The organism is Paenibacillus sp. FSL R7-269 (assembly GCF_000517865.1).
Taxonomy (GTDB): domain Bacteria; phylum Bacillota; class Bacilli; order Paenibacillales; family Paenibacillaceae; genus Paenibacillus_AQ.
The window spans coordinates 48,239-69,028 of sequence record NZ_ASPS01000073.1; the positions used below are offsets into that span (position 1 = coordinate 48,239).

24 protein-coding genes and 1 tRNA gene are annotated in these 20,790 nt (G+C 48.8%); 7 read left to right on the forward strand and 18 right to left on the reverse strand.

Annotated features, from left to right (window positions below; all coding sequences use genetic code 11):
- Nucleotides 1-8: 8 nt before the first annotated feature.
- Nucleotides 9-524 carry a single-stranded DNA-binding protein gene (ssb, locus tag C162_RS27455; protein WP_036699840.1) on the reverse strand — a complete coding sequence of 172 codons (516 nt, stop codon included), beginning with the start codon at nucleotides 522-524 and terminating at the stop codon, nucleotides 9-11.
- Nucleotides 525-573: 49 nt separating this feature from the next.
- A complete protein-coding gene (gene rpsF / locus C162_RS27460; protein WP_036699842.1) occupies nucleotides 574-858 on the reverse strand; it encodes a 30S ribosomal protein S6 in 285 nt (94 codons plus the stop codon).
- Between the two features lie 247 nt (nucleotides 859-1,105).
- Between rpsF and C162_RS27465 the strand changes: the two genes are divergently transcribed.
- A complete protein-coding gene (locus C162_RS27465) occupies nucleotides 1,106-1,303 on the forward strand; it encodes a YjzC family protein (protein ID WP_036699845.1) in 198 nt (65 codons plus the stop codon).
- Between the two features lie 373 nt (nucleotides 1,304-1,676).
- Here the strand turns inward: C162_RS27465 and C162_RS27470 are convergent.
- From C162_RS27470 to C162_RS27485, 4 genes are all read right to left on the reverse strand, one after another.
- Nucleotides 1,677-1,767: transfer RNA gene (locus C162_RS27470), tRNA-Ser, on the reverse strand.
- A gap of 76 nt (nucleotides 1,768-1,843) precedes the next feature.
- Nucleotides 1,844-2,056 carry a DUF951 domain-containing protein gene (locus C162_RS27475; RefSeq protein WP_036699847.1) on the reverse strand — a complete coding sequence of 71 codons (213 nt, stop codon included), beginning with the start codon at nucleotides 2,054-2,056 and terminating at the stop codon, nucleotides 1,844-1,846.
- Nucleotides 2,056-3,048, reverse strand: coding sequence for a mechanosensitive ion channel family protein (locus C162_RS27480; protein WP_036699850.1), 993 nt, complete (start codon nucleotides 3,046-3,048; stop codon nucleotides 2,056-2,058). Before C162_RS27480 ends, C162_RS27475 begins: the two co-directional genes overlap by 1 nt.
- Nucleotides 3,045-3,317: a DUF3343 domain-containing protein gene (locus tag C162_RS27485; protein WP_036699852.1), complete on the reverse strand. Its 273-nt coding sequence runs from the start codon at nucleotides 3,315-3,317 to the stop codon at nucleotides 3,045-3,047. Before C162_RS27485 ends, C162_RS27480 begins: the two co-directional genes overlap by 4 nt.
- 189 nt (nucleotides 3,318-3,506) lie before the next feature.
- Between C162_RS27485 and yyaC the strand changes: the two genes are divergently transcribed.
- Nucleotides 3,507-4,115, forward strand: coding sequence for a spore protease YyaC (yyaC, locus tag C162_RS27490; protein ID WP_036699855.1), 609 nt, complete (start codon nucleotides 3,507-3,509; stop codon nucleotides 4,113-4,115).
- On the opposite strand, the gene C162_RS27495 is transcribed toward yyaC, so the two are convergent.
- The 12 genes from C162_RS27495 to rpmH all read right to left on the reverse strand — a co-directional run bounded on the left by C162_RS27495 (nucleotide 4,087) and on the right by rpmH (nucleotide 15,651).
- The gene (locus C162_RS27495) at nucleotides 4,087-4,587 is read right to left on the reverse strand and encodes a DUF4446 family protein (RefSeq protein ID WP_036699858.1); all 501 of its coding nucleotides are present in this window, start codon (nucleotides 4,585-4,587) and stop codon (nucleotides 4,087-4,089) included. The genes yyaC and C162_RS27495 overlap by 29 nt on opposite strands.
- A gap of 86 nt (nucleotides 4,588-4,673) precedes the next feature.
- Nucleotides 4,674-5,837, reverse strand: coding sequence for an aminotransferase class V-fold PLP-dependent enzyme (locus C162_RS27500; RefSeq protein WP_036699860.1), 1,164 nt, complete (start codon nucleotides 5,835-5,837; stop codon nucleotides 4,674-4,676).
- A gap of 93 nt (nucleotides 5,838-5,930) precedes the next feature.
- Entirely contained in the window at nucleotides 5,931-6,773 is an 843-nt protein-coding gene (locus C162_RS27505; RefSeq protein ID WP_036699863.1) for a ParB/RepB/Spo0J family partition protein, read from the reverse strand.
- Complete coding sequence (locus tag C162_RS27510) at nucleotides 6,766-7,527, reverse strand: ParA family protein (protein ID WP_036699865.1); 762 nt, start codon at nucleotides 7,525-7,527, stop codon at nucleotides 6,766-6,768. Before C162_RS27510 ends, C162_RS27505 begins: the two co-directional genes overlap by 8 nt.
- 214 nt (nucleotides 7,528-7,741) lie before the next feature.
- Nucleotides 7,742-8,557 carry a nucleoid occlusion protein gene (gene noc, locus C162_RS27515; RefSeq protein WP_036699868.1) on the reverse strand — a complete coding sequence of 272 codons (816 nt, stop codon included), beginning with the start codon at nucleotides 8,555-8,557 and terminating at the stop codon, nucleotides 7,742-7,744.
- Between the two features lie 367 nt (nucleotides 8,558-8,924).
- Nucleotides 8,925-9,647 (reverse strand): 16S rRNA (guanine(527)-N(7))-methyltransferase RsmG, encoded by a 723-nt coding sequence (gene rsmG, locus C162_RS27520; RefSeq protein WP_036699870.1) that lies wholly within the window; start codon nucleotides 9,645-9,647, stop codon nucleotides 8,925-8,927.
- A 3-nt stretch (nucleotides 9,648-9,650) separates the two neighbouring features.
- Nucleotides 9,651-11,537, reverse strand: a complete 1,887-nt coding sequence (gene mnmG / locus C162_RS27525; RefSeq protein ID WP_036699871.1) for a tRNA uridine-5-carboxymethylaminomethyl(34) synthesis enzyme MnmG — start codon at nucleotides 11,535-11,537, stop codon at nucleotides 9,651-9,653.
- A gap of 15 nt (nucleotides 11,538-11,552) precedes the next feature.
- On the reverse strand, nucleotides 11,553-12,929 hold the full coding sequence (gene mnmE, locus C162_RS27530) for a tRNA uridine-5-carboxymethylaminomethyl(34) synthesis GTPase MnmE (RefSeq protein ID WP_036699873.1): 1,377 nt from the start codon (nucleotides 12,927-12,929) through the stop codon (nucleotides 11,553-11,555).
- An 80-nt stretch (nucleotides 12,930-13,009) separates the two neighbouring features.
- Nucleotides 13,010-13,744: an RNA-binding cell elongation regulator Jag/EloR gene (jag, locus tag C162_RS27535; RefSeq protein ID WP_036699874.1), complete on the reverse strand. Its 735-nt coding sequence runs from the start codon at nucleotides 13,742-13,744 to the stop codon at nucleotides 13,010-13,012.
- A complete protein-coding gene (locus C162_RS27540; protein ID WP_036699876.1) occupies nucleotides 13,741-14,679 on the reverse strand; it encodes a YidC/Oxa1 family membrane protein insertase in 939 nt (312 codons plus the stop codon). The genes jag and C162_RS27540 overlap by 4 nt, the downstream gene beginning before the upstream one ends.
- An 87-nt stretch (nucleotides 14,680-14,766) precedes the next feature.
- The gene (rnpA, locus tag C162_RS27545) at nucleotides 14,767-15,117 is read right to left on the reverse strand and encodes a ribonuclease P protein component (RefSeq protein ID WP_036699878.1); all 351 of its coding nucleotides are present in this window, start codon (nucleotides 15,115-15,117) and stop codon (nucleotides 14,767-14,769) included.
- A 399-nt stretch (nucleotides 15,118-15,516) separates the two neighbouring features.
- Nucleotides 15,517-15,651 carry a 50S ribosomal protein L34 gene (gene rpmH, locus C162_RS35660; RefSeq protein ID WP_039295761.1) on the reverse strand — a complete coding sequence of 45 codons (135 nt, stop codon included), beginning with the start codon at nucleotides 15,649-15,651 and terminating at the stop codon, nucleotides 15,517-15,519.
- Nucleotides 15,652-16,409: 758 nt separating this feature from the next.
- Here rpmH and dnaA point away from each other — a divergent pair.
- From dnaA to remB, 5 genes are all read left to right on the forward strand, one after another.
- On the forward strand, nucleotides 16,410-17,756 hold the full coding sequence (gene dnaA, locus C162_RS27555; protein WP_036699882.1) for a chromosomal replication initiator protein DnaA: 1,347 nt from the start codon (nucleotides 16,410-16,412) through the stop codon (nucleotides 17,754-17,756).
- Between the two features lie 196 nt (nucleotides 17,757-17,952).
- Complete coding sequence (gene dnaN, locus C162_RS27560; protein WP_036699883.1) at nucleotides 17,953-19,095, forward strand: DNA polymerase III subunit beta; 1,143 nt, start codon at nucleotides 17,953-17,955, stop codon at nucleotides 19,093-19,095.
- A gap of 47 nt (nucleotides 19,096-19,142) precedes the next feature.
- The gene (gene yaaA / locus C162_RS27565; protein ID WP_036699885.1) at nucleotides 19,143-19,373 is read left to right on the forward strand and encodes a S4 domain-containing protein YaaA; all 231 of its coding nucleotides are present in this window, start codon (nucleotides 19,143-19,145) and stop codon (nucleotides 19,371-19,373) included.
- Between the two features lie 20 nt (nucleotides 19,374-19,393).
- Nucleotides 19,394-20,512: a DNA replication/repair protein RecF gene (gene recF / locus C162_RS27570; protein ID WP_036699888.1), complete on the forward strand. Its 1,119-nt coding sequence runs from the start codon at nucleotides 19,394-19,396 to the stop codon at nucleotides 20,510-20,512.
- Nucleotides 20,513-20,528: 16 nt separating this feature from the next.
- Nucleotides 20,529-20,777 carry an extracellular matrix regulator RemB gene (remB, locus tag C162_RS27575; protein ID WP_036699891.1) on the forward strand — a complete coding sequence of 83 codons (249 nt, stop codon included), beginning with the start codon at nucleotides 20,529-20,531 and terminating at the stop codon, nucleotides 20,775-20,777.
- Nucleotides 20,778-20,790: the final 13 nt, after the last annotated feature.

Sequence of the window (20,790 nt, forward strand, 5' to 3'; positions counted from 1 at the left end):
CTTCCTTATTAAAATGGCAAATCATCGTCCGATATATCGATCGGTTTTCCATCGCCCGAAAAAGGATCTTGGGTATTGTTGTTACGCGAGAAATTATTGTTACTTCCATTTCCGCGAGCACTGTTCCCGCCGTTACCGCCGCCACCGAAGGCTGGCTCTTCAGGCATACTTCCACCACTTGATGCATTTCCGCCTTCACGGCTCTGCGCGGATTCCAGGAAACGGACATTATCGGCAATAACTTCAGTAACGTATACACGTTTGCCTTCGTTATTCTCGTAATTCCGTACTTGGATGCGTCCTTCCACGGCTGCCAGTCTTCCTTTGCGCAAGTAATTGGCACAGGTCTCAGCCAGCTGTCTCCAGGTTACTACCGGGATAAAGTCCGCTTCGCGTTCACCGTTCTGGCCCGTAAAGTTACGGTCTACGGCAAGCGTAAACTGTGTTACGGCAACACCAGCAGGAGTATAACGAAGTTCCGGGTCACGGGTCAACCGACCGATCAGAATGATACGGTTCAACAATTAGGTCCCCTCCTTAATAGCGCGATTCGTTACAAAGCTTGTCAATATCTTAGGCAACGTCGTTCGTAATGAGATAACGAATTACTTCGTCAGAAATCTTCATGATACGCTCAAGTTCAGTAACTACTGCAGGTTCTGCACTGAAGTTAACCAAAACAAAAACGCCATCACGATGTTTCTTGATCTCATACGCAAGACGGCGTTTACCTTGCACGTCGTGCTTTGTAATTTCTCCGCCGTTGGAGATGATGCCTTGGAATTTTTCGACTGCTGCTTGAACGGCTTCTTGTTCAATGTCAGGACGAATAATGTACATGACTTCATATTTGCGCATAATTTTCACCTCCTTATGGTCTGCGGCCCCTGATCAGGTCAGGAGCAAGGAACGAGCACAAACATAGACTCGCACCAAATCAATATACCAAACCCAGCAGAGGATTGCAAGTTTTATTAATACGTACCAGATGCTGGAGCCCAAGAAAAAACTGTTGCCGGATTCCGTAAGAACCCTAGAGTAATCCCTCAACGTCAGGGCCACAATATAACAGCTTCATCATTCGATAACAGGAGGTTATTCACCAATGGGCGAACAGACTGAGTATGAAAAGGGCGACAAAGCCCCCAACCCGGGCGTTTACACCGAAGTAGGCGAAGCGCGGAGCTTCCACACGGAGATTCAGAATCCGAAGCGGATCACAATGGAGAAAGGCGACACCTTCCCGGAGACCACCAACCAGAACCGCAAGTGGAAAAAGGTCGAGAAAGCCCGTGTCCATTAATTTCAGCAGCCAGGTATAAAACACTAAAGACTGCACATACTATACCCAGGCAGTACAAAAGAGAGGTGTGGTTCCGTTGAACGTCGAAGACGAACACGATCACAGGGATTCTGAATTCAGCAGCTATCGTACCCGGGGAGAGTGAAGCTGGCTCTGTAAAAAGGAGTAACAGCTTTGGCATTACCCTATCGCAGTAGTAGCTATAGACAGAGATATCCGAACGTCATTGATGTACTGCCTCTGGAAGAGAGACCTGCGAAGGTCTCTCTTTTTGCGTTCTCTCTATATAAGGCTGAACAATGAAGCATTTAGACACAAAAAAGCCCCCGTATCAGAACGGAGGTCTCATCATTTAAGAATATAATTGCTGAAGTGGCGGAGAGGGTGGGATTCGAACCCACGCACGCTGTGACACGCCTAACTGATTTCGAGTCAGCCCCCTTGGGCCTCTTGGGTACCTCTCCGCAGCAAGAATTATCATATCATGCCAAGCTCACAATTGCAAGCGTTATTCATTTACGCTTCGCTTCCTGCGCCAGCTTAATCATTCACTGCTCCACTATCCGCTGAATGTAGGACCTTCTTGAGATTCTTCTCGAATTTGGCGCGGGGAATGAGGACGCTGTGCTGACATCCGGTGCACTTAATCCGGATATCCATTCCCATACGGATGATCTCCATCTCGTTCGTTCCGCACGGGTGCTGCTTCTTCATCTGCACAATATCACCCAGCCCGAATACCTTGCGTTCCATTACTCTTCCCCCTCCTCTGCCTCTTGCGCAGCTGCCATCTGCCTTCTTGGGCTGGCCTCCTGCTCCTCACGGGCTCTGCGGGCTGCCTCTCTCTCCGCCTGCTCAAGCGCCTCCTGTTCGGCCTTAGCGGCCTCCAGGGCGCTCTGTTTCTCCAGAGCATGCTTGATATCATTCTGAATCTGCCGTTCGGCGGCATCTCTGGCATTAGGCAGGCAATTCGCCGCTATGCGGATGACATACTCAGAGGTGCTCATCGACTGAATTCCCAGAATATTAGGGTAGGCAATGACACTGGAGCTGCGTTCCTCGATGCCCTGAAGCGCCTCGCCGATTAGGGACAGAGTGGCTTCGAGCCCGCGTTCGATTTTGACCGGAACATCAACTACAGCAAGTGCATTCGCCAGCGAATAATTCGTCACATTAACAATCGTGCCGTTAGGAATGATGTGTACCTCGCCCGTAGCACTTACCAGTCTGGTCGTTCTCAGGCCAATCATCTCTACCGTTCCCTTATAAGTCCCGCTCTGGATAACATCCCCGACTGCAAACTGATCCTCAAAAATAATAAAGAAGCCCGTAATCACATCTTTGACTAAACTTTGTGCGCCGAACCCTATAGCGAGCCCGACTACCCCTGCTCCGGCAAGCAGCGGCTTCAGATCGAAGTTGAACTCCGACAGAACCAGCAGAATCATGGTGAAGTTACAGAAGAAGGTAACCACATTCTTCATCAGTCCGCCAACTGTAGAGAAGCGCCGGTTATTGACTAATGCCCTCCCCCTCGTCTCCCGCTCAAGAGACCGGTCAATCACATTGGAGACCACTTTGATAATCACCCGGGTCAGAATGAAAATTAGCAGAATCCGTATCCCGGCAAACAGCACCGCGGCCCACATATCCGCATTGCTTAGCCAGTCCCATACCTTATCCTTGAAGCGCGCAGCTTCCTCGAGGGCTTCTCCGCTTGTTGTCTCGAGCAGCCAGTTATTCATCTAACCCCTCCTTCTTCCCCTACCTCTATATAACCGTCTCCCTCAGCAGCTTTGGCATAGATCCCGCGGATCTCTATACTTTGCTCTGCTACAATGACCCGCACCTCTTCCAGTGCACTCCGGGAGAATTGAATCGACATCGCACAGCCGGCAGTGATCTCCTTGGGCGTAGGGAAGATATCGATTTCAATCTCCGCATATTCAAGCAGCATCTCGGCGCGCAGCGCCTGCTGGGTCGAATCAAACGCTATCAGCAGTTCCTCCTCCACACTCCACGCCTCCCCTGGGCTATTGGTCCTATCTATTGCCGCCATAGTATAAAAAACCACTTCCATCCATATACTAGGATCATCAGAACACGCTCCCGCGGACGTAAGCCTTGCATAATCAGCAGCCTGACCGCTTATTCAGCTGATTTTCCCGTGATTTGCAGTCGCTGCCTCAGAAAGGACGATTATATGAATTTCTCTTCCAAAGCTCCACCACTACAAGAACCATCTTGTTTAAAAATATCACATGCCGACCCCAATATCTATTCTGCCATTACCCACCGTCTGCTGTTCCACTTTTCGCGCACCCGTCCAGATACGCCCATTGTCATTATCTGCGTGGGCACAGACCGCTCGACCGGCGATTCACTTGGCCCCCTGGTCGGCACGACACTGGCCCGCTTCCACAGTCCGCTGTTCCATCTCTACGGAACGCTGGAGGAGCCGGTACATGCCATTAACCTGGAAGAGACAGTTAACCTTGTGTACCAAAAGCATGCCAACCCGTTCATCATCGCCATTGACGCCTGCCTCGGCCAGTCCACTAGCGTTGGCTGCATCCAGGTGGTTGAAGGTCCGCTGCGTCCCGGCGCAGGGGTCAACAAGCAGCTTCCCCCTGTTGGCGATATCCATTTGACCGGCATCGTTAATGTGGGAGGATTCATGGAATACTTCGTATTGCAAAACACCAGATTAAGCCTGGTGATGCGCTTGTCGGATATTATTTCATCCAGCCTGTACTCTGCCTTGAAGCAGTGGAACCTGCATGCTAGATCTGCTGCAACGCGAGAGCAATAACTTCCTTCTCCTCCGGTGACAGAGCATAAGGGGACTCTCCCTTTTCAATCGGCTTTGCATAGATATATGAGTTCTCGCGGTTGTGCAGACTGCTCAGCACAATTCCGCTATGGTTGTCATCCAGAATGGCAAGCGAGAAGCTCAGGTCATTACCTCGTTCTCCAAAAGCATTATAGCGCTTCATGGCCACCTTCGACTTCATGCCGCGCATTTTGGTATGTGCCGCTTCAAGCAGCGCCTTCTGCTCCTGCTGAGTCTCCTCCAGCATGTCCCCCTGATTCTTCAGGTTGACCAGCAGATTCTCCAGATCCTCGATTCCATTCCCGCTCATCATGGCTTCATACCGGCTGCGCATTTTACGAAGCTTGGCACCCTGGACGAGCATCAGAATGGCCATCAATATGATTACCCCGGCAAAGCTCATGATGAATGCCGATAAATACTCGTTTATGATTTCATTTAACTCCGACATGTTGAATCACCCTTTATACAAAAATAAGAATTCCCACGCTGCAACGATACCGACCTGTATAATCCACCTGAATCCTTATTCACTTATTAGCTTGAGTGTGATACGCCATACATTTCCTCCATGGCTAACAGCAGCCGCTGAACATCCGCTTCCGTGGAGCTTACTCCCACGCTCGCCCTTACCGCTCCGCTATCCAGAGTGTCCGCTGCTTGATGGGCCAGCGGTGTACAGTGCATTCCTGCCCGTACGGCAATCTGGTATTCGCGGTCCAGCCGGTGGGCAATATGCGCCGACTCCTGCCCCTCTACAACAAAAGCCACAATCCCACTACGCGGAGCGCCTGGCGCTGGACCCAAAACCCGCATGCCCGGAATAGCAGCTAGGCCCTCCATCAAGAGCTGTGTCAGCTTCCATTCCTGCATATGAATCTGTTCCACTCCCAGTGCCTTAACCGCCTTCACGCCAGCCAGCAGACCGGCTATTCCAACGGCATTCTGTGTCCCTGCCTCATAACGGTCCGGACGAACATTGGGCTGCTCGCTATTCTCCGACTGGCTGCCAGTCCCTCCATGCATCAGCGGCTCCAGATCCAGCCCAGGAGAGATATACAGCCCCCCGGTCCCTTGTGGACCGAGCAGCCCTTTATGTCCCGGAAATGCCAGCAGATCAATATTCATGGCCGCCACGTCAATAGTAAGCGCCCCTGCACTCTGAGCTGCATCAACCAGGAATACAGCCCCATGCGATTTCACAACATCGCCGATATCCCCAATCGGCAGAATACTCCCCAGCAGATTGGAGCTATGATTGCAGATCACCATTCGGGTGTTAGGACGCAGAGATCGCTGAAGCTCCTGAAGGTTGATTTGGCCCTCGCGGTCTGCCTGTATATAATCGACTTCAATCCCGATGCTCCGGCGCAAATACTCCAAGGGTCTGCGCACAGAGTTATGCTCCGTCATCGTTGACACGACATGATCTCCTGGTTGAAGTGTACCCTTAATAGCCATATTTAGCCCCATAGTTGTATTATGAGTGAACGCAATATCCTGGGCATTCGCTATACCAAACAACTCTGCCAACAGCATTCGTGCACGAACCAATACCCGCCCCGTACCGATAGCCAGTGAGTGGTTGCCCCGCCCAGCATTAGCCCCTGACAGCTCCAAGGCCTCCACCATTGCTGCAGCCACCTCCGGTGGCTTGGGCCACGAAGTGGCTGCGTGATCGAGATATACCAGTTTCTCCATCTTCCACCCTCCTTCTTTTCGATTTAAAAAACATACCCCTCCATATCCGTATTAAGGATATCTCAGGATATGTCTTCGGTACAAATATCCAAATCAGTTCCCCAGCAACTCCAGTAATCTTTCCAAGTCTTGGGCACTGTAATAGTTTAATTCGATTTTCCCTTTTTCCTTGCCTTGTTTGATTTTGACCGTTGTTTTGAACCGCTCCCGTAATACTTCCTCTACATTGTCAATATAAGGATCGCGCTTAACGACCTTGGCCTTGATCCCGTTAGCAGGTTTGCGGTCGAGATTTTTAACTACCTCTTCCAGTTCTCTAACGCTCCACTGAAGCTCTACACATTGTGCAGCCAATTGCTTAATGACCTCTGGATCTTTCAGAGCCACAATTGCCCGGGCATGTCCCATCGAAATTGTTCCACGTGAAACATAATCCTTTACTTCTTCCGGCAAGCTAAGCAGCCGCAAAAAGTTGGCGATATGCGATCTGGACTTTCCGACTTTAAGAGAAAGCTCTTCCTGTGTCAGTGAGAATTGATCCATCAGCCCTTGATAAGCAACTGCTATTTCCATCGCGTTAAGATTCTCACGCTGCAAGTTCTCTATAAGGGCAATCTCCATTACCTGCTGATCGCTGAGGCTGCGGACCACTGCCGGAATCGTAGCTTTACCACAATATTGCGAGGCCCGGAATCTGCGTTCCCCGGCAATAATCTCATACCCTTTCAACACACTGCGAACAATGATCGGCTGGATCACTCCATGCTGCCGTATGGATTCTGCAAGCTCCTGGATAGCCTCTTCATTGAAATCCTTGCGCGGCTGATAAGGATTGGCTCTGAGCTGCGTTAATGGAATCTCTAATACCTTATCGTCTTCGTTGATCGACAGAGAAGGTATTAATGCATCCAAGCCTTTCCCTAAGCGCTTACTCATAAGAGATCACTTCCTTTGCCAACTCTAAATATACTTCCGCTCCCTTGGAACGGGAGTCGTAGGTAATAATTGACTGCCCGTGTGAAGGGGCTTCACTTAAGCGTACATTACGCGGAATAATCGTTTGGTATACCTTTTCTTGGAAATATTTCTTCACTTCTTCAATCACCTGAATTCCCAGGTTGGTCCGGGCATCCAGCATCGTGAGCAATACTCCCTCTATTTTGAGATGCGGATTAAGATTCTTCTGAACCAGTCTTACAGTATTGAGCAACTGGCTTAATCCTTCAAGCGCATAATATTCGCATTGTATAGGGATAATCACTGAGTCTGCAGCCGTTAGAGAGTTAATGGTAAGAATCCCTAATGATGGAGGACAATCTATGATGATGTAATCATAATTCGCCTTAACTGCATTCAGCGCCTTCTTCAGCTTCAGTTCCCGCGATATCGTAGAGACCAGCTCGATCTCTGCTCCTGCCAGCTGAATGGTTGCCGGAATAATATGAAGGCCTTCAATCCGGGTCTCCTGAATCGTTTCCTGTGGATCCACTTCATTAATAAGAATATCATAAATGCAATTCTCTACATCCGCTTTGTTGACGCCAACGCCGCTCGTAGTGTTGCCTTGCGGATCAATATCAACAAGCAGCACTCTCTTCCCCAGAGTAGCCATGCTGGCACCCAGGTTCACAGAGGTTGTTGTTTTACCTACCCCGCCTTTTTGATTTGCTATGGCAATAATCTTGGACACTTATTTCACCTCGAATTGTTTAGAAAGAATCATCTTGTAGTTCATAGTTGTTAACGGCATAATAATCTTGATCTACGGCATCACTTTTGCGGAGATGTAGATAAATAACAATTAGACAACAACTTATCCTTAGAGTGTATATGTGATAACGTTCGAAGCTAGTCATAGAAAAGGCGGCCAACACCTCAGGGCCGCCTTCAGCTTTTGTTTCCATTTATCGTTTTGGAATTTGGATCACAATCTCATAATGATCTCCGCGGTCATTCTCGGAGGTCTTAATCTCCATTCCTGAACCGGTCACCATGTCTATAGATTGCCGAATTGTATTAAGAGCGAGACGAACATCTTTGGTATAGGAGGTCCGTTTTGATTTTTTGGTCTGAGTAACAGCCTTGTAGAAGGCGATACGTGCTTCCGTTTGTTTTACATTTAATTCCTTTGAAATAATCTCTGCCAGAACCTTAAGCTGCATCTCCTCCGTGTCCAGCGACAAGAGTGAGCGTGCATGGCGCTCGGTGATTTTTCTTTCCATTAATGCCGTCTTGACCTGTTCAGGCAAATTCAGCAAGCGGATTTTGTTGGCAATGGTGGATTGGCTTTTACCAAGCCGCTGAGCCAGACTCTCCTGGGTCAATTGATGCAAGTCAATCAGCTTCTGATACGCGATCGCCTCTTCAATAGAGGTTAAGCCCTCACGCTGCAAGTTCTCTATCAGTGCGATGGACGCAGCCTGTGAATCATTGAATTCGCGGACAAGCGCCGGAATGGTGTCCAAGCCCAGCTTTTTAACCGCCCGCCAGCGTCTTTCGCCTGCAATAATCTCATACTGGGAATCACGCATACGCACAACGATGGGCTGGATTACTCCATGAGTTTTGATAGTCTGACACAACTCTTCTATCTTCTCATCATCAAAAATAGTCCGTGGCTGATAAGGACTGCTGATGACCTCATGAACTGGGATTTGTTTGACTTCTTCTCCGCTGCTCCGCTCAGTAAATCCAAAAAGCTTGGTGAATTGTTCTTTCATTCCGTTCATAACCACCTAATTTCGTTATAGTACGATCTTCTTAACCTTTCCTGCGAAAAGCTTATCGTACAGCGTAAGAAAAGTATCCATAAGTAATTCTTAGCCACTTCTCTTAAAGACGGCCTAGCATTCATTCTGATCACATCTATTAAAAGTCTTACTATATTATTCTATCACTTTTCCACTAATAATCCTATTCTCCATAATGACCTATTTTTCCTGCAAACCCACCCGAATTGACCCAGCTTTCCACGAAACAACCCCAAACATATAAATTCTTATCTATCAAAAAAAGATCAAGCTCACATTCGCATGAGCTTGATCCAGTATAACAGAAGACTGTCAAATGTTGTTTCACGTGAAACAATTAGATGAGCGGTGATTTCGCAGGTACGCCCGGCTTACGCGGATACTTGGAGGGGGTGGCCCCAGTCTTACGTACAAGAATAATATGCCGGGAAGATTCTTCCACTGGCAGACTGAAGGATTCTACCTTATGCAGTTCAGCACGCAGTTCCTTGAAGCTGCGCTTGGCTTCTTGCAATTCCTCCGTCGGATCACTCCCCTTCATGGCAGCGAAGATGCCGTCCTTGCGGGTGAACGGCAGACAGAATTCATTCAGAAGCGATAAGCGCGCCACCGCACGGGCAGTGACTACATCATAAGCATCCCGGTGAACAAACTGTCTGGCGACATCCTCTGCCCGGCCGTGAATAAGCTTTACACCCTTCAACCCCAGGGTATCACAGACATGCTGCAAGAAAGTGATCCGTTTGCTAAGTGAATCCACAATCGTCAGCTTGAGATCAGGGAAGCATATTTTTAGCGGAATTCCAGGGAACCCTGCCCCTGATCCGATATCAGCAAGACTCTTCGTCTCCTGCATATTCACGTAGAAGGCTAAAGATAAAGAATCATAGAAGTGCTTAGTATATACCTGGCTCCGTTCTGTGATTCCGGTTAGATTCATCTTCTCATTCCAGGAAATCAGCTCCTGATAATAGAGTTCAAATTGTTCAAGCTGCTTCATTGAGAGTTCCAGCCCATGCTCCTTGAGCAGGGAGGTGAACTCGGCTACCGTTGTATCCATAAATTATCCTTTCGCCGCTGTTACACGGTTGTAGTGCTCCAGATAGACCAGCAGGATTGAGATATCTGCCGGGGTAACGCCTCCGATACGCGAAGCCTGCCCAATGGAGATTGGAGCGATTTTGGTCAGCTTTTGCCGTGCCTCCATCGCCAGTCCATGAATCTCATTATAGTTGATATCGTCAGGGATCTTCTTCTGCTCCATCTTCTGCAGCTTCTCCACATGCAGGAGCTGTTTCTCAATATAGCCGGCATACTTAATCTGGATCTCCACCTGCTCCTTCATCTCTTCATCCAGTTCTTCTGGAGAAGGAGAGATGATATCCACGAAGCTGTAGGCGATCTCAGGGCGGCGCATTAAGGTCAGCAGGTTGCTTCCGTCAACAATTGGTGCAGATCCATAACTGGCTAGAGCTTCATTCACTTGAATCGGCTTAACCTTCGTCTCCTGCAGACGGATAATCTCACGGTCGACCCGGCCTTTCTTATCAAGGAAGGCTTCATAGCGCTGCTCTGTAATCAGCCCAATGTCATAGCCGATTGGTGTCAGGCGGAGATCCGCATTATCATGACGGAGCAGCAGCCTGTATTCCGCGCGGGAAGTCAGCAGGCGATAAGGTTCATTCGTTCCCTTAGTGACAAGATCATCGATTAGAACGCCAATATAGCCCTGCGAACGGTCCAGCACCACTGGCTCTTTCTCCTGTACTTTACGCGCTGCATTGATTCCGGCAATTACACCTTGCCCTGCCGCTTCCTCATAACCAGAGGTTCCGTTGATTTGTCCTGCAGTGAATAGTCCTGGCAGACGTTTGGTTTCCAGAGATGGCCAGAGCTGCGTAGGAACCATGGAATCATATTCAATGGCATAGCCGTTGCGCATCATCTCTACCTTCTCCATGCCGGGAATAGATCGCAGGACCGCCAGCTGCACATCCTCAGGAAGGCTTGTCGACAGACCCTGTACATAGTATTCCGATGTATTTTTACCTTCCGGCTCCAGGAAGATCTGATGCTGTGATTTATCACTGAACCGGACAACCTTATCTTCAATGGAAGGGCAATAACGCGGACCCGTTCCTTCAATAATACCCGTGAACATCGGTGCCCGGTGCAGATTGTCATTAATAATCTGGTGGGTAACCGGAGAGGTGTAGGTCAGCCAGCAAGGCAACTGCTCATTATCCGAGGATTTGGTTTCAAAAGAGAAGAATTTCAGCTTCTCATCGCCCGGCTGGATTTCTGTCTTGGAGAAATCAATCGAATCCTTGTGGACACGCGGTGGCGTTCCGGTCTTGAAGCGGACCAAATCGAACCCCAGTTCGCGTAGATTCTCGGACAGGCGTACGGACGGCTGCTGATTATTTGGTCCGCTCTCATATGTCAGCTCACCCATAATCACTTTGCCGCGCAGATAGGTCCCTGTAGTTAGAATAACGGTCTTACTGTGATATACCGTCCCTGTCTTCGTCACCACTCCGGCGCAGCGTCCATCCTCCACGATCAGCTCCTCTACCATCCCCTGGCGCAGTGTCAGGTTAGCAGTCTTCTCCATCGTTTCTTTCATCGCATGCTGATAGAGGAACTTGTCTGCTTGTGCACGCAGGGCATGAACTGCAGGTCCCTTGCCTGTATTAAGCATTCGCAGCTGAATGAAGGTCTTATCTATATTGCGGCCCATTTCTCCGCCCAGTGCATCGATTTCACGCACCACATGGCCCTTGGCGGGTCCGCCAATCGAAGGATTACATGGCATGAAGGCCACCATATCCAGGTTAATTGTGATCATCAGTGTGCGGCAGCCCATCCGTGCAGCAGCCAGAGCTGCTTCGCAGCCGGCATGACCGGCGCCGATGACGATAACATCATAGCTGCCTCCATCATAATTCATAACGGTTCCTCCTTCTTATTTGCCCAAGCAGAATTGCGAGAAGATCTGGTCCAGCAGTGAATCAGCTGCCGTATCTCCAATAATTTCCCCTAGCTGCTCCCAGGCCAGACGTACATCAATCTGTATCATATCTATAGGAATCAGCATATCCGCTGCTTCATAAGCATCCTGTAGAGATTTATGTGCCTTCTTAAGCAAGGCTATATGCCTTACATTGCTTACATAGGTCAGATCGCCCGATTCCAGCTTGCCCCCGAAAAAGAGTGCGGAGATCGCCTCTTCCAGTGTGTCGAGTCCTTCCTCTTCCAGCACCGACATCGGAACAATACTCGTGTCAGCGAAAAAGGAGTGCAGCTTCCCCGTGTCCAGACGGGACGGTAAGTCCATTTTATTCATGATGACCAGCGCTTGTCTACCGTGGATTTGTTCCATCAGCGCCAGCTCATCCTCATGAAGCTCCTCATTGGCATTCAGCACCAGCAGAATCAGATCCGCATCACTGAAAGCTGCCCTCGAGCGCTCCACACCGATTCTTTCCACCACATCCATCGTCTCACGGATACCGGCAGTATCCAGCAGCTTCAGAGGGATATTATTAATCGTTACATACTCTTCTATCACATCACGCGTTGTTCCCGGAATGTCGGTCACAATCGCCTTGTTGTCGCGGGCAAGCGCGTTCAGCAGTGAGGACTTCCCAACATTGGGCCTGCCCACAATAGCTGTCGTAATCCCTTCGCGCAGAATCTTTCCTTCATTGGCGGTTCGAAGCAGCTTATCTATGCCTTGCATAACCTCTTGACTCTTATCCTTGATGAAATCGGCAGTTAAGGATTCCACGTCATGCTCGGGGTAATCAATATTTACTTCAATATGGGCCAGCATCTCAATAAGGGTGTGCCGAAGCTCATGAATACGTGCGGATAATGAGCCGCTAACCTGCTTGAGGGCAACCGAGAAGGCCCGGTCCGACTTGGAACGAATCAGATCTATCACGGCCTCGGCCTGCGAGAGATCAATCCGTCCGCCCAAGAAGGCACGCTTTGTGAACTCTCCTGGCTCGGCCAGCCGGATGTCCTGCTGCAACAGCAGATCCATTACTCTTCTTACAGAGATTACACCGCCATGAGCGCTGATCTCCACCACATCCTCCGTAGTAAAAGAGCGTGGTCCCTTCATGACGGTTACCAGCACCTCTTCCAGCTGTTCCCCGTCCTGCGGACTCACGATATGTCCATAATGCACGGTATGAGACTCAGCTTCCGTAAGGGGGATGCGGCTTTTGAACAAGGGGGCTACTTGGGGAATTGCCTGCGGTCCGCTAACCCGGATTATGGCAATACCGCCCTCACCCAAGGCTGTCGATACAGCGGCAATAGTGTCACTAAGCATGTTGTAATTCACCTCTGGGTATGGTATCAAAAAACAAATGACTCCTCGCATAGGTCAAGGAGTCATTGCGGCATATGGTTCTACTTCAAAGTTATAACGACGCGGCGGTTCGGCTCTTCACCCTTGCTGAGGGTGTTCACCTGCTTGTGATCCTGTAATCTGGAATGGATGATCTTGCGTTCCTGCGGGGACATGGGCTCAAGGACCACCTCTTTGCGGGTCCTCACCACACGCCCGGCCAGACGGTCGGCCAGCTCCTCCAGTGTCTTCTTACGTCGCTCCCGGAAGTTCTCCGCATCCAGCACGAGCCGGATGAAGCTGTCGGAATACCGGTTGGCAACAATATTAGCCAGATACTGCAAAGCATCGAGAGTTTGTCCTCTTCTGCCAATCAGCAGCCCAAGCTCCGGACCGGAAATTTGCAGAACAGTTGATTCCTTGGCATGAACAATTTCAACTTCCACCTCAAGCCCCATGCTCTTGGCGACATCTACAATGAAATGAACGGCCTGACCGTATGCTTCTTCTACCGGGTGTCCGGAATCCTGGCGCGGTACACCGCTGATCGCCTCTGTATTGCTCTCTCTTGTTGTCTGCTGAGACAGTAGCGGAGCACTCGCCGCTGATGCCGGTGCGGCTTCCGGGATCAAGGTCAATTCTACCTTGGCTCCCTTCGCACCGATCAATCCAAGGAATCCTTTTGACGGCTGTTCAAGTACGTTGACCGTTACCCGGTCTTTGTGAACTCCAAGCTGATTAAGTCCCCGTTCTACAGCTTCTTCAATGGTTTTCCCTGTCGCGACGACTTTGCTCATTTTGACTTTTTGACCCCCTTCTTCCCATTGCTTCCGTTTCCTTTAGCAGTAGGAGTTACATCTTTGCGGGCGTTAGAGTTGCTGTTCTTGCTCTTCGTCAGGTTTACATCCTTGGCCTTGCTGTTGCCTGCACTTACCGTAGCATTGGCAGCAACAAGTGCTGCTTTGTGCTTATCATTGTTGCGGTACAAGAAGTAGTTCTGGACAATGGTGTAAATATTGCTGTATACCCAGTACAGAGGCAGAGCAGCCGGGAAATTGTAGGACATGATGAAGATCAGAACCGGATAGACCATCATCATGAACTGCATTGGCCCCTGCTGTTGGACCGGGTTCATCTTGGTCATCATGCGGGTCTGAATGAAGGTGGTTGCGGCAGCGAGAACCGGCAGGATGAACAGGTGATCGGGTTTGCCGAGCTGCAGCCACAGGAAGTCATGTAATCTAAGATCCGGATTGTAGTAGATCGAGTTGTATAGGGCGATGAAGATTGGCATCTGCACAATCAGCGGCAGACAGCCCGCCATCGGATTAACCTTGTTTTCCTGGAACAGCCGCATCGTTTCCTGCTGAACCTTTTCGGGCTCATCTTTATATTTCTTCTTAATCTTCTCAAGTTCCGGCTGAATCGCCTGCATGGCGCGCGAGCTCTTCACCTGCTTAATCGTAAGCGGAAGAATCAGCGTGCGGACAATAATAACCATTACAAGAACGGCTAGGCCATATTGGCCGTTGAACCATTTCGCAAAAGTATCCAGGGCAATGGCGAAATAATAGACTACATTACTCTGCCAGAAGCCTCCATTTTTCAAATCCTCCGTAGTGTGCGTCACTGATGTCGCAGACGGAGAGCATCCCGACAGAACAGCGATCATTAGAACCATTAACCCGAGGAGAAGAAACATTTTTCCTCGCTTAGTCTTCATTAGAGACACTTCAAAACCCCTCTCATAAACATTCCATTGCACCGTAAATCATAACATAATTATGGATACAAATAAACAAGCCCTCTTCAGGCTCTTTTACTTGCGTAAAGCCTTGAGCAGCTTGGCTTTGCGCAGCACATGCAGCACGCTTTTCTCCAGCTCGGCGTAATCTTTGGAGAGTGCTCCTTTTCTGACAATGAAAACGATATCCAGATTGCCGGCAATTTCCGCCTCGTGATGACGGACAATCTCTTTGACCAGCCTTCTCATCCGGTTGCGGACTACAGCATTCCCGACCTTTTTGCTGACGGATATGCCCACCCGGAATCGTTCCACTTCTCTTCTGGGGAACCAATATACTACATACTGATGATTCGCAAATGACTTCCCATGGCGGTATACACGGCTGAAGTCGGCACGATTTCGTAATCGTAAACTTTTGTGCACGGGAATCTCCTATTCAAATACCGGAATTTCTCCAGGCTCCGGCATTTCATCTTCTATTATTAGTATTGTCATTCAAGGGAGACCATAAACGGTTAGTCCCGCGGCCCTGGAGACACCCTGCTGACAAAAACAGACGGTTTGTGGATCTATAATCAAGTGGAAACAGCTTTGCAGTCCTTCAAAAGGAAGATACCTTTAAAAAAAAGCCCCGCAGTAGCGTTAACATCCCCTGCAGAGCCTAGTATTTATTGTTGCGGCAGCAGAAGTAATGCGTGGGTATCTGCTCGCTGAGCGTCATCCCATTCTGCGCTATATATAGAAGAGAAATAAAAACAGCTGATGCATTCTGCAAATAAAGCGTAAAAAAGGACCACAGCAGTGGTCCCAAAGTGGCCTATCTTACGCACTCAAAACTTTTCTGCCTTTCAAGCGGCGGGCTGCCAGCACTTTGCGGCCGTTTTTCGTGCTCATTCTTTTGCGGAAACCATGCACCTTTTTGCGTTTGCTCACATTTGGTCTGAACGTCGGTCTCATGTATTGCACCTCCCTTACAGGAACTAATTACTGTCATATAAGCAGAAACGGACTAAGCCGTCCTTAAAGTAGGGACAGTATCTACAAGTATTATCAATTTAATTTGGAGACATATCCTCACAGAAAACACCTTTATATATTTAAACATATTTTTGCTCCAAAAGTCAACTATCTCTCTTTCTCCCTCTTTTTCAGGTTGCTCCCCTTGTACACTCGTTTTTTGGAACAGCCCGAAAGCCAGAATCTTATCCCCAGCTTGCGCCGTCTCCTCACTAATCCTAACTTTAACCGCTTATCCACAAAGGAACACATCCAAAATAATAATCCACAGGCTTGTCCAGTTATCCACCTGTGATTAATTCCGGGCAGATTTTGCTCACAGATGAGCACAACCTGTGTATAAAAAAATTGGCGCAGTCGCGGAAACTGTCGAACCGTAAACAAATTATCAACAATATGTAGTGGTGTGCCTAAAAATTATACACAAGTGATTGAATTTGTGGATAAAATAGCGTGGCTCATTGAAAAATAAGGGGCGTTTTGCTATGATGGTATTACTTTTGAATGTGAATAGATTTGTTTGTTCAATAAATTATCAACAAGCTGTGGATAAAGTTGTGAACAATTCAAATTTATCCATGTTTTTTTGTCTCTTGAAGTTGCATACTGGGGATAAGATTCAGCACCAACCCATTTTCTTCGACATTTCCACTTCATGGCTGATGCCACATTTGGAAGATTTAAAGGAGTGACAGTCTGTGGACAGCCATACTTCCGAATTATGGCAGCAAATATTATCGATTATTCAAACCAAACTAAGCAAGCCGAGCTTCGATACCTGGTTCAAGGCCACCAAGGCCATGACGTTCAATTCCCAGGCTCTTATCATCTCGGCGCCTACAACCTTTGCCGTAGAATGGCTGGAAAGTCGCTACACCAAACTGGTAGGAGCAACGGTATATGAAGTTACCGGACAGCAAGTGGAAGTCAAATTTGTCATTGAGGAGAACAAGCCCTCTGAGCCTGTGGTTCAGCAAAGTGCGCCTACTCCCGTTGTTTCACGCGAAGAAGCACAGACGCATTTGCTCAATCCCAAATACACCTTCGACACGTTCGTGATCGGTTCAGGCAACCGTTTTGCGCATGCAGCCTCCCTTGCTGTAGCCGAAGCGCCGGCCAAAGCCTATAACCCTCTGTTTCTCTATGGGGGCGTTGGTCTCGGAAAGACTCACCTGATGCATGCGATCGGCCATTATGTGCTGGAGCACAACCCCAACAACAAGGTGATTTACATCTCCTCCGAGAAGTTCACGAATGAATTCATCAACTCCATCCGTGATAACCGCGGCGAAAGCTTCCGCAACAAGTACCGCAATGTTGACATTTTGCTGATTGACGACATCCAATTCCTGGCCGGCAAGGAGTCAACGCAGGAGGAATTTTTCCATACGTTCAATGCTCTTCACGAAGAACGCAAGCAAATTATTATCTCCAGCGACCGGCCTCCGAAGGAAATTCCTACGCTGGAAGAACGGCTGCGCTCACGGTTTGAATGGGGACTGATTACAGATATTCAGCCTCCCGATCTGGAGACGCGGATTGCCATTCTGCGCAAGAAGGCGAAGGCGGAGAACCTGGATATCCCGAATGAAGCCATGATGTATATTGCCAACCAGATCGATACGAATATCCGGGAGCTGGAAGGCGCGCTGATCCGTGTAGTGGCTTATTCGTCTCTGACGAACCAGGATGTGACAACGCATCTGGCAGCCGAAGCGCTGAAGGATATCATCCCTTCGAGCCGTCCGAAGATGATCACCATTAACGATATTCAGCAAAAAGTCGGTGAATACTACAATTTACGCATGGAGGACTTCAAAGCGCGGAAACGCACGAAGGCCGTAGCTTTTCCAAGACAGATTGCCATGTATCTCTCCCGTGAGTTAACTGATTATTCGCTTCCCAAGATCGGCGAGGCCTTCGGAGGACGCGACCATACAACGGTTATCCATGCCCATGAGAAGATTACGCAGCAATTAAAGGTGGACCAGGAGCTCTACAAAGTGGTAAATAATCTTTCGGAGAAAATTAAAAATCCTTCCTAAGAGGAACAAAGAGCCTATACACAATCTATACACATGTGGGTAGGCTTAATTTTATGCTGTTTAGCGACTTATCCACATAAACGGAGCCCCTACTACTAATACTATTAAATAACTATAATAATTCATCTTCTAAGAGCAGGTTTCAAAGAGCATTTACGTACACCCAATTCCCAATTTTTCAGCTAGGAGTGAAATCATGAAAATCAGCATTCTCAAAAACGAACTTAACGAATCCATCGGCCATGTCTCCAAGGCTATCTCCAGCAGAACAACGATTCCTATTCTGACCGGCATTAAGTTTGAGGTTAGCCATCAGGGCGTTACACTGACTGCAAGCGATACGGATATTTCCATTCAATCCTTCATCCCTGCTGAGAATGACAGCCAGACGATCGTTAAGGTAGAGCAGCCGGGCAGCGTAGTGCTTCCCGCCAAATTTTTCGTAGAGATTATCAAGAAGCTTCCCTCCAAAGAAATTCACATGGAAGTTAAAGAAGGCTTCCAGACCTATATCTCCTCCGGCTCTACGGAGATTCAGATTGTGGGTCTCGATCCTGAAGAATTCCCTGTTCTGCCAAGCATTGAGGAGAATGAAACCATCTCCATGCCCGGTGATTTGCTGAAGAATATGATCAAGCAGACCGCCTTCTCCATCTCCACTCAAGAGACAACACCGATCCTGACAGGCATTCTGTGGAATCTGGCCGACAATGAATTCAAGTTCACGGCTACCGACCGCCACCGGCTCGCAACCCGAGCTGCACACCTGGAGGGTACAGAGAATATCCAGTTCGCGAATATTGTCATTGCCGGCAAAACGCTGAACGAGCTGAGCAAAATTATCCCTGATCAGAATATGCTGGTGGATATTGTCGTCGCCGATAACCAGGTGCTGTTCAAAATCGACAAAGTGCTGTTCTATTCGCGGATTCTGGATGGCATTTATCCGGATACTTCTAGAATTATTCCAACCACCTACAAAACAGAACTAACCTTGGACACAAAAAAATTAAGCGAATCGATTGACCGCGCTTATTTGCTGTCCCGTGAAGAGAAAACGAACATCGTCCGGATGCAGACCCTGGAGAACGGCGATGTGGAGATCTCCTCCAGCTCCTCCGAGCTAGGGAAGGTCCGTGAAGAGCTGGAAGTCATGGATTTCAAAGGCGAGCCGCTGCGCATCTCCTTCAACTCCAAATATATGCTCGATGTACTGAAGGTTGTGGAGAGTGAGCAGCTCGTGATTGCCTTCACCGGCATGATGAGTCCGATTATTCTCAGACCGCTCGATGAGAGCCGCAGCCTGTATGTGATTCTGCCATACCGGACAACTAATTAACGCCCTGTTCATCAACATGTGGATAAGTGGCCGAAAGGATCAAAAACATGAAAAAAATAGTTATCCACAGTGGATATATTAAGCTCGACCAGTTCCTGAAGCTCTCCGATTGTGTATCCACAGGGGGGATGGCTAAGGCGCTGCTGCAGGAAGGGCATGTGCAGGTGAACGGTGAGGTGGAGGAACGGCGTGGCCGGAAGCTCTACCCGGGTGATACTATCGAGGTACAGGATAACGGCGTGTTTGAAGTTGAGGGCGGCGGCGTCAAGGAGGAGTAACCCTAAGGAGGAACAGACTCTTGTTTGTCAAAAATATCGGACTGCAGGATTACCGCAACTATGGGCTGCTGCGTCTTGAGCATCTGGGTGATGTGAATCTTATTCTCGGACAGAACGCCCAGGGCAAAACCAATCTCATGGAGGCTTTGTTTGTCCTTGCGATGACCAAAAGCCACCGGACCTCCAAGGACAAGGAGCTGATCTCCTTCGATGCTCCGGCGGGCTCCGCGCAGATTGTTGCTGAAGTAGAGCGTAAATACGGGGATCTTAAGCTGGAGCTGACCCTGTCCCCGCAAGGCAAGAAGGCCAGAATTAACGGGCTGGAGCAGCGCCGGCTCAGCGAATTCGTAGGCTCGCTGAATGTGGTGATGTTTGCTCCGGAGGATCTGGAGATTGTCAAAGGCACTCCGGGAATCCGGCGGCGGTTCCTTGACATGGAGATTGGCCAGGTCCAGCCGAGCTACCTGTTCCATCTGCAGCAGTATCAGAAAATTCTCGTCCAACGGGGCAATCTGCTGAAGCAGCTATGGGGCAAAGAGGCTGGCGGCAGGGAGCTTCTGGACATCTGGGATGCCCAACTTGTAGAACATGGTGTTAAAATCGTCAAAAAAAGGAAACAATTCATAAAGAAGCTGCAAATATGGGCAGAAAGCATCCACCGGGGCATCACAAACGGCGGAGAAGAGCTCAAACTGCTCTATGTCCCCTCGTTTGGTGAGCGTGAAGAGGAAGATGAAGCTGTCTTATTGGACAATTTTATGTTAAAGTTATCACAAACAAGAGATCAGGAAATCAGGCGCGGCATGACGCTGACGGGTCCCCATCGGGATGACCTGTCCTTTTTTATCAACGGAAGAGAAGCTCAGGTCTACGGTTCCCAAGGGCAGCAACGTACGGCAGCTTTATCGCTCAAGCTGGCGGAAATTGAACTGATCCATGAGGAGATCGGAGAATACCCTGTGCTGCTTCTTGATGATGTTTTGTCCGAACTTGATCCCTATCGTCAGACCCAGCTTATCGAAACCTTTCAGAGCAAGGTGCAGACCTTCATCACTGCTACCGGTGTTGAGGGACTGAATGCTGATAAATTAAAGGGTGCAATCCTGTATCATGTCCATGGCGGCAAAGTGGGGCTATAAAGAGCGGAGGAAGACCATGTATATTCATTTGGGCGGAGAAAAAATTATTCGATCCTCAGAGCTGATTGCTATATTTGATATATCGATTGAGAAATCCTCCAAGGTATCGAAGCAGTTTATGACTCATTCCCAGCAGGATAAGAAGCTGGAACGCATTGGTGAAGAGGAAGCGAAGTCTATTGTCGTGACCAGGAATATTGTCTACTACTCCCCGATCTCCTCCTCCACTCTCAAAAAAAGAGCCAAGATCTTGTTAGAAATATAAGTTTCGTAAGCTA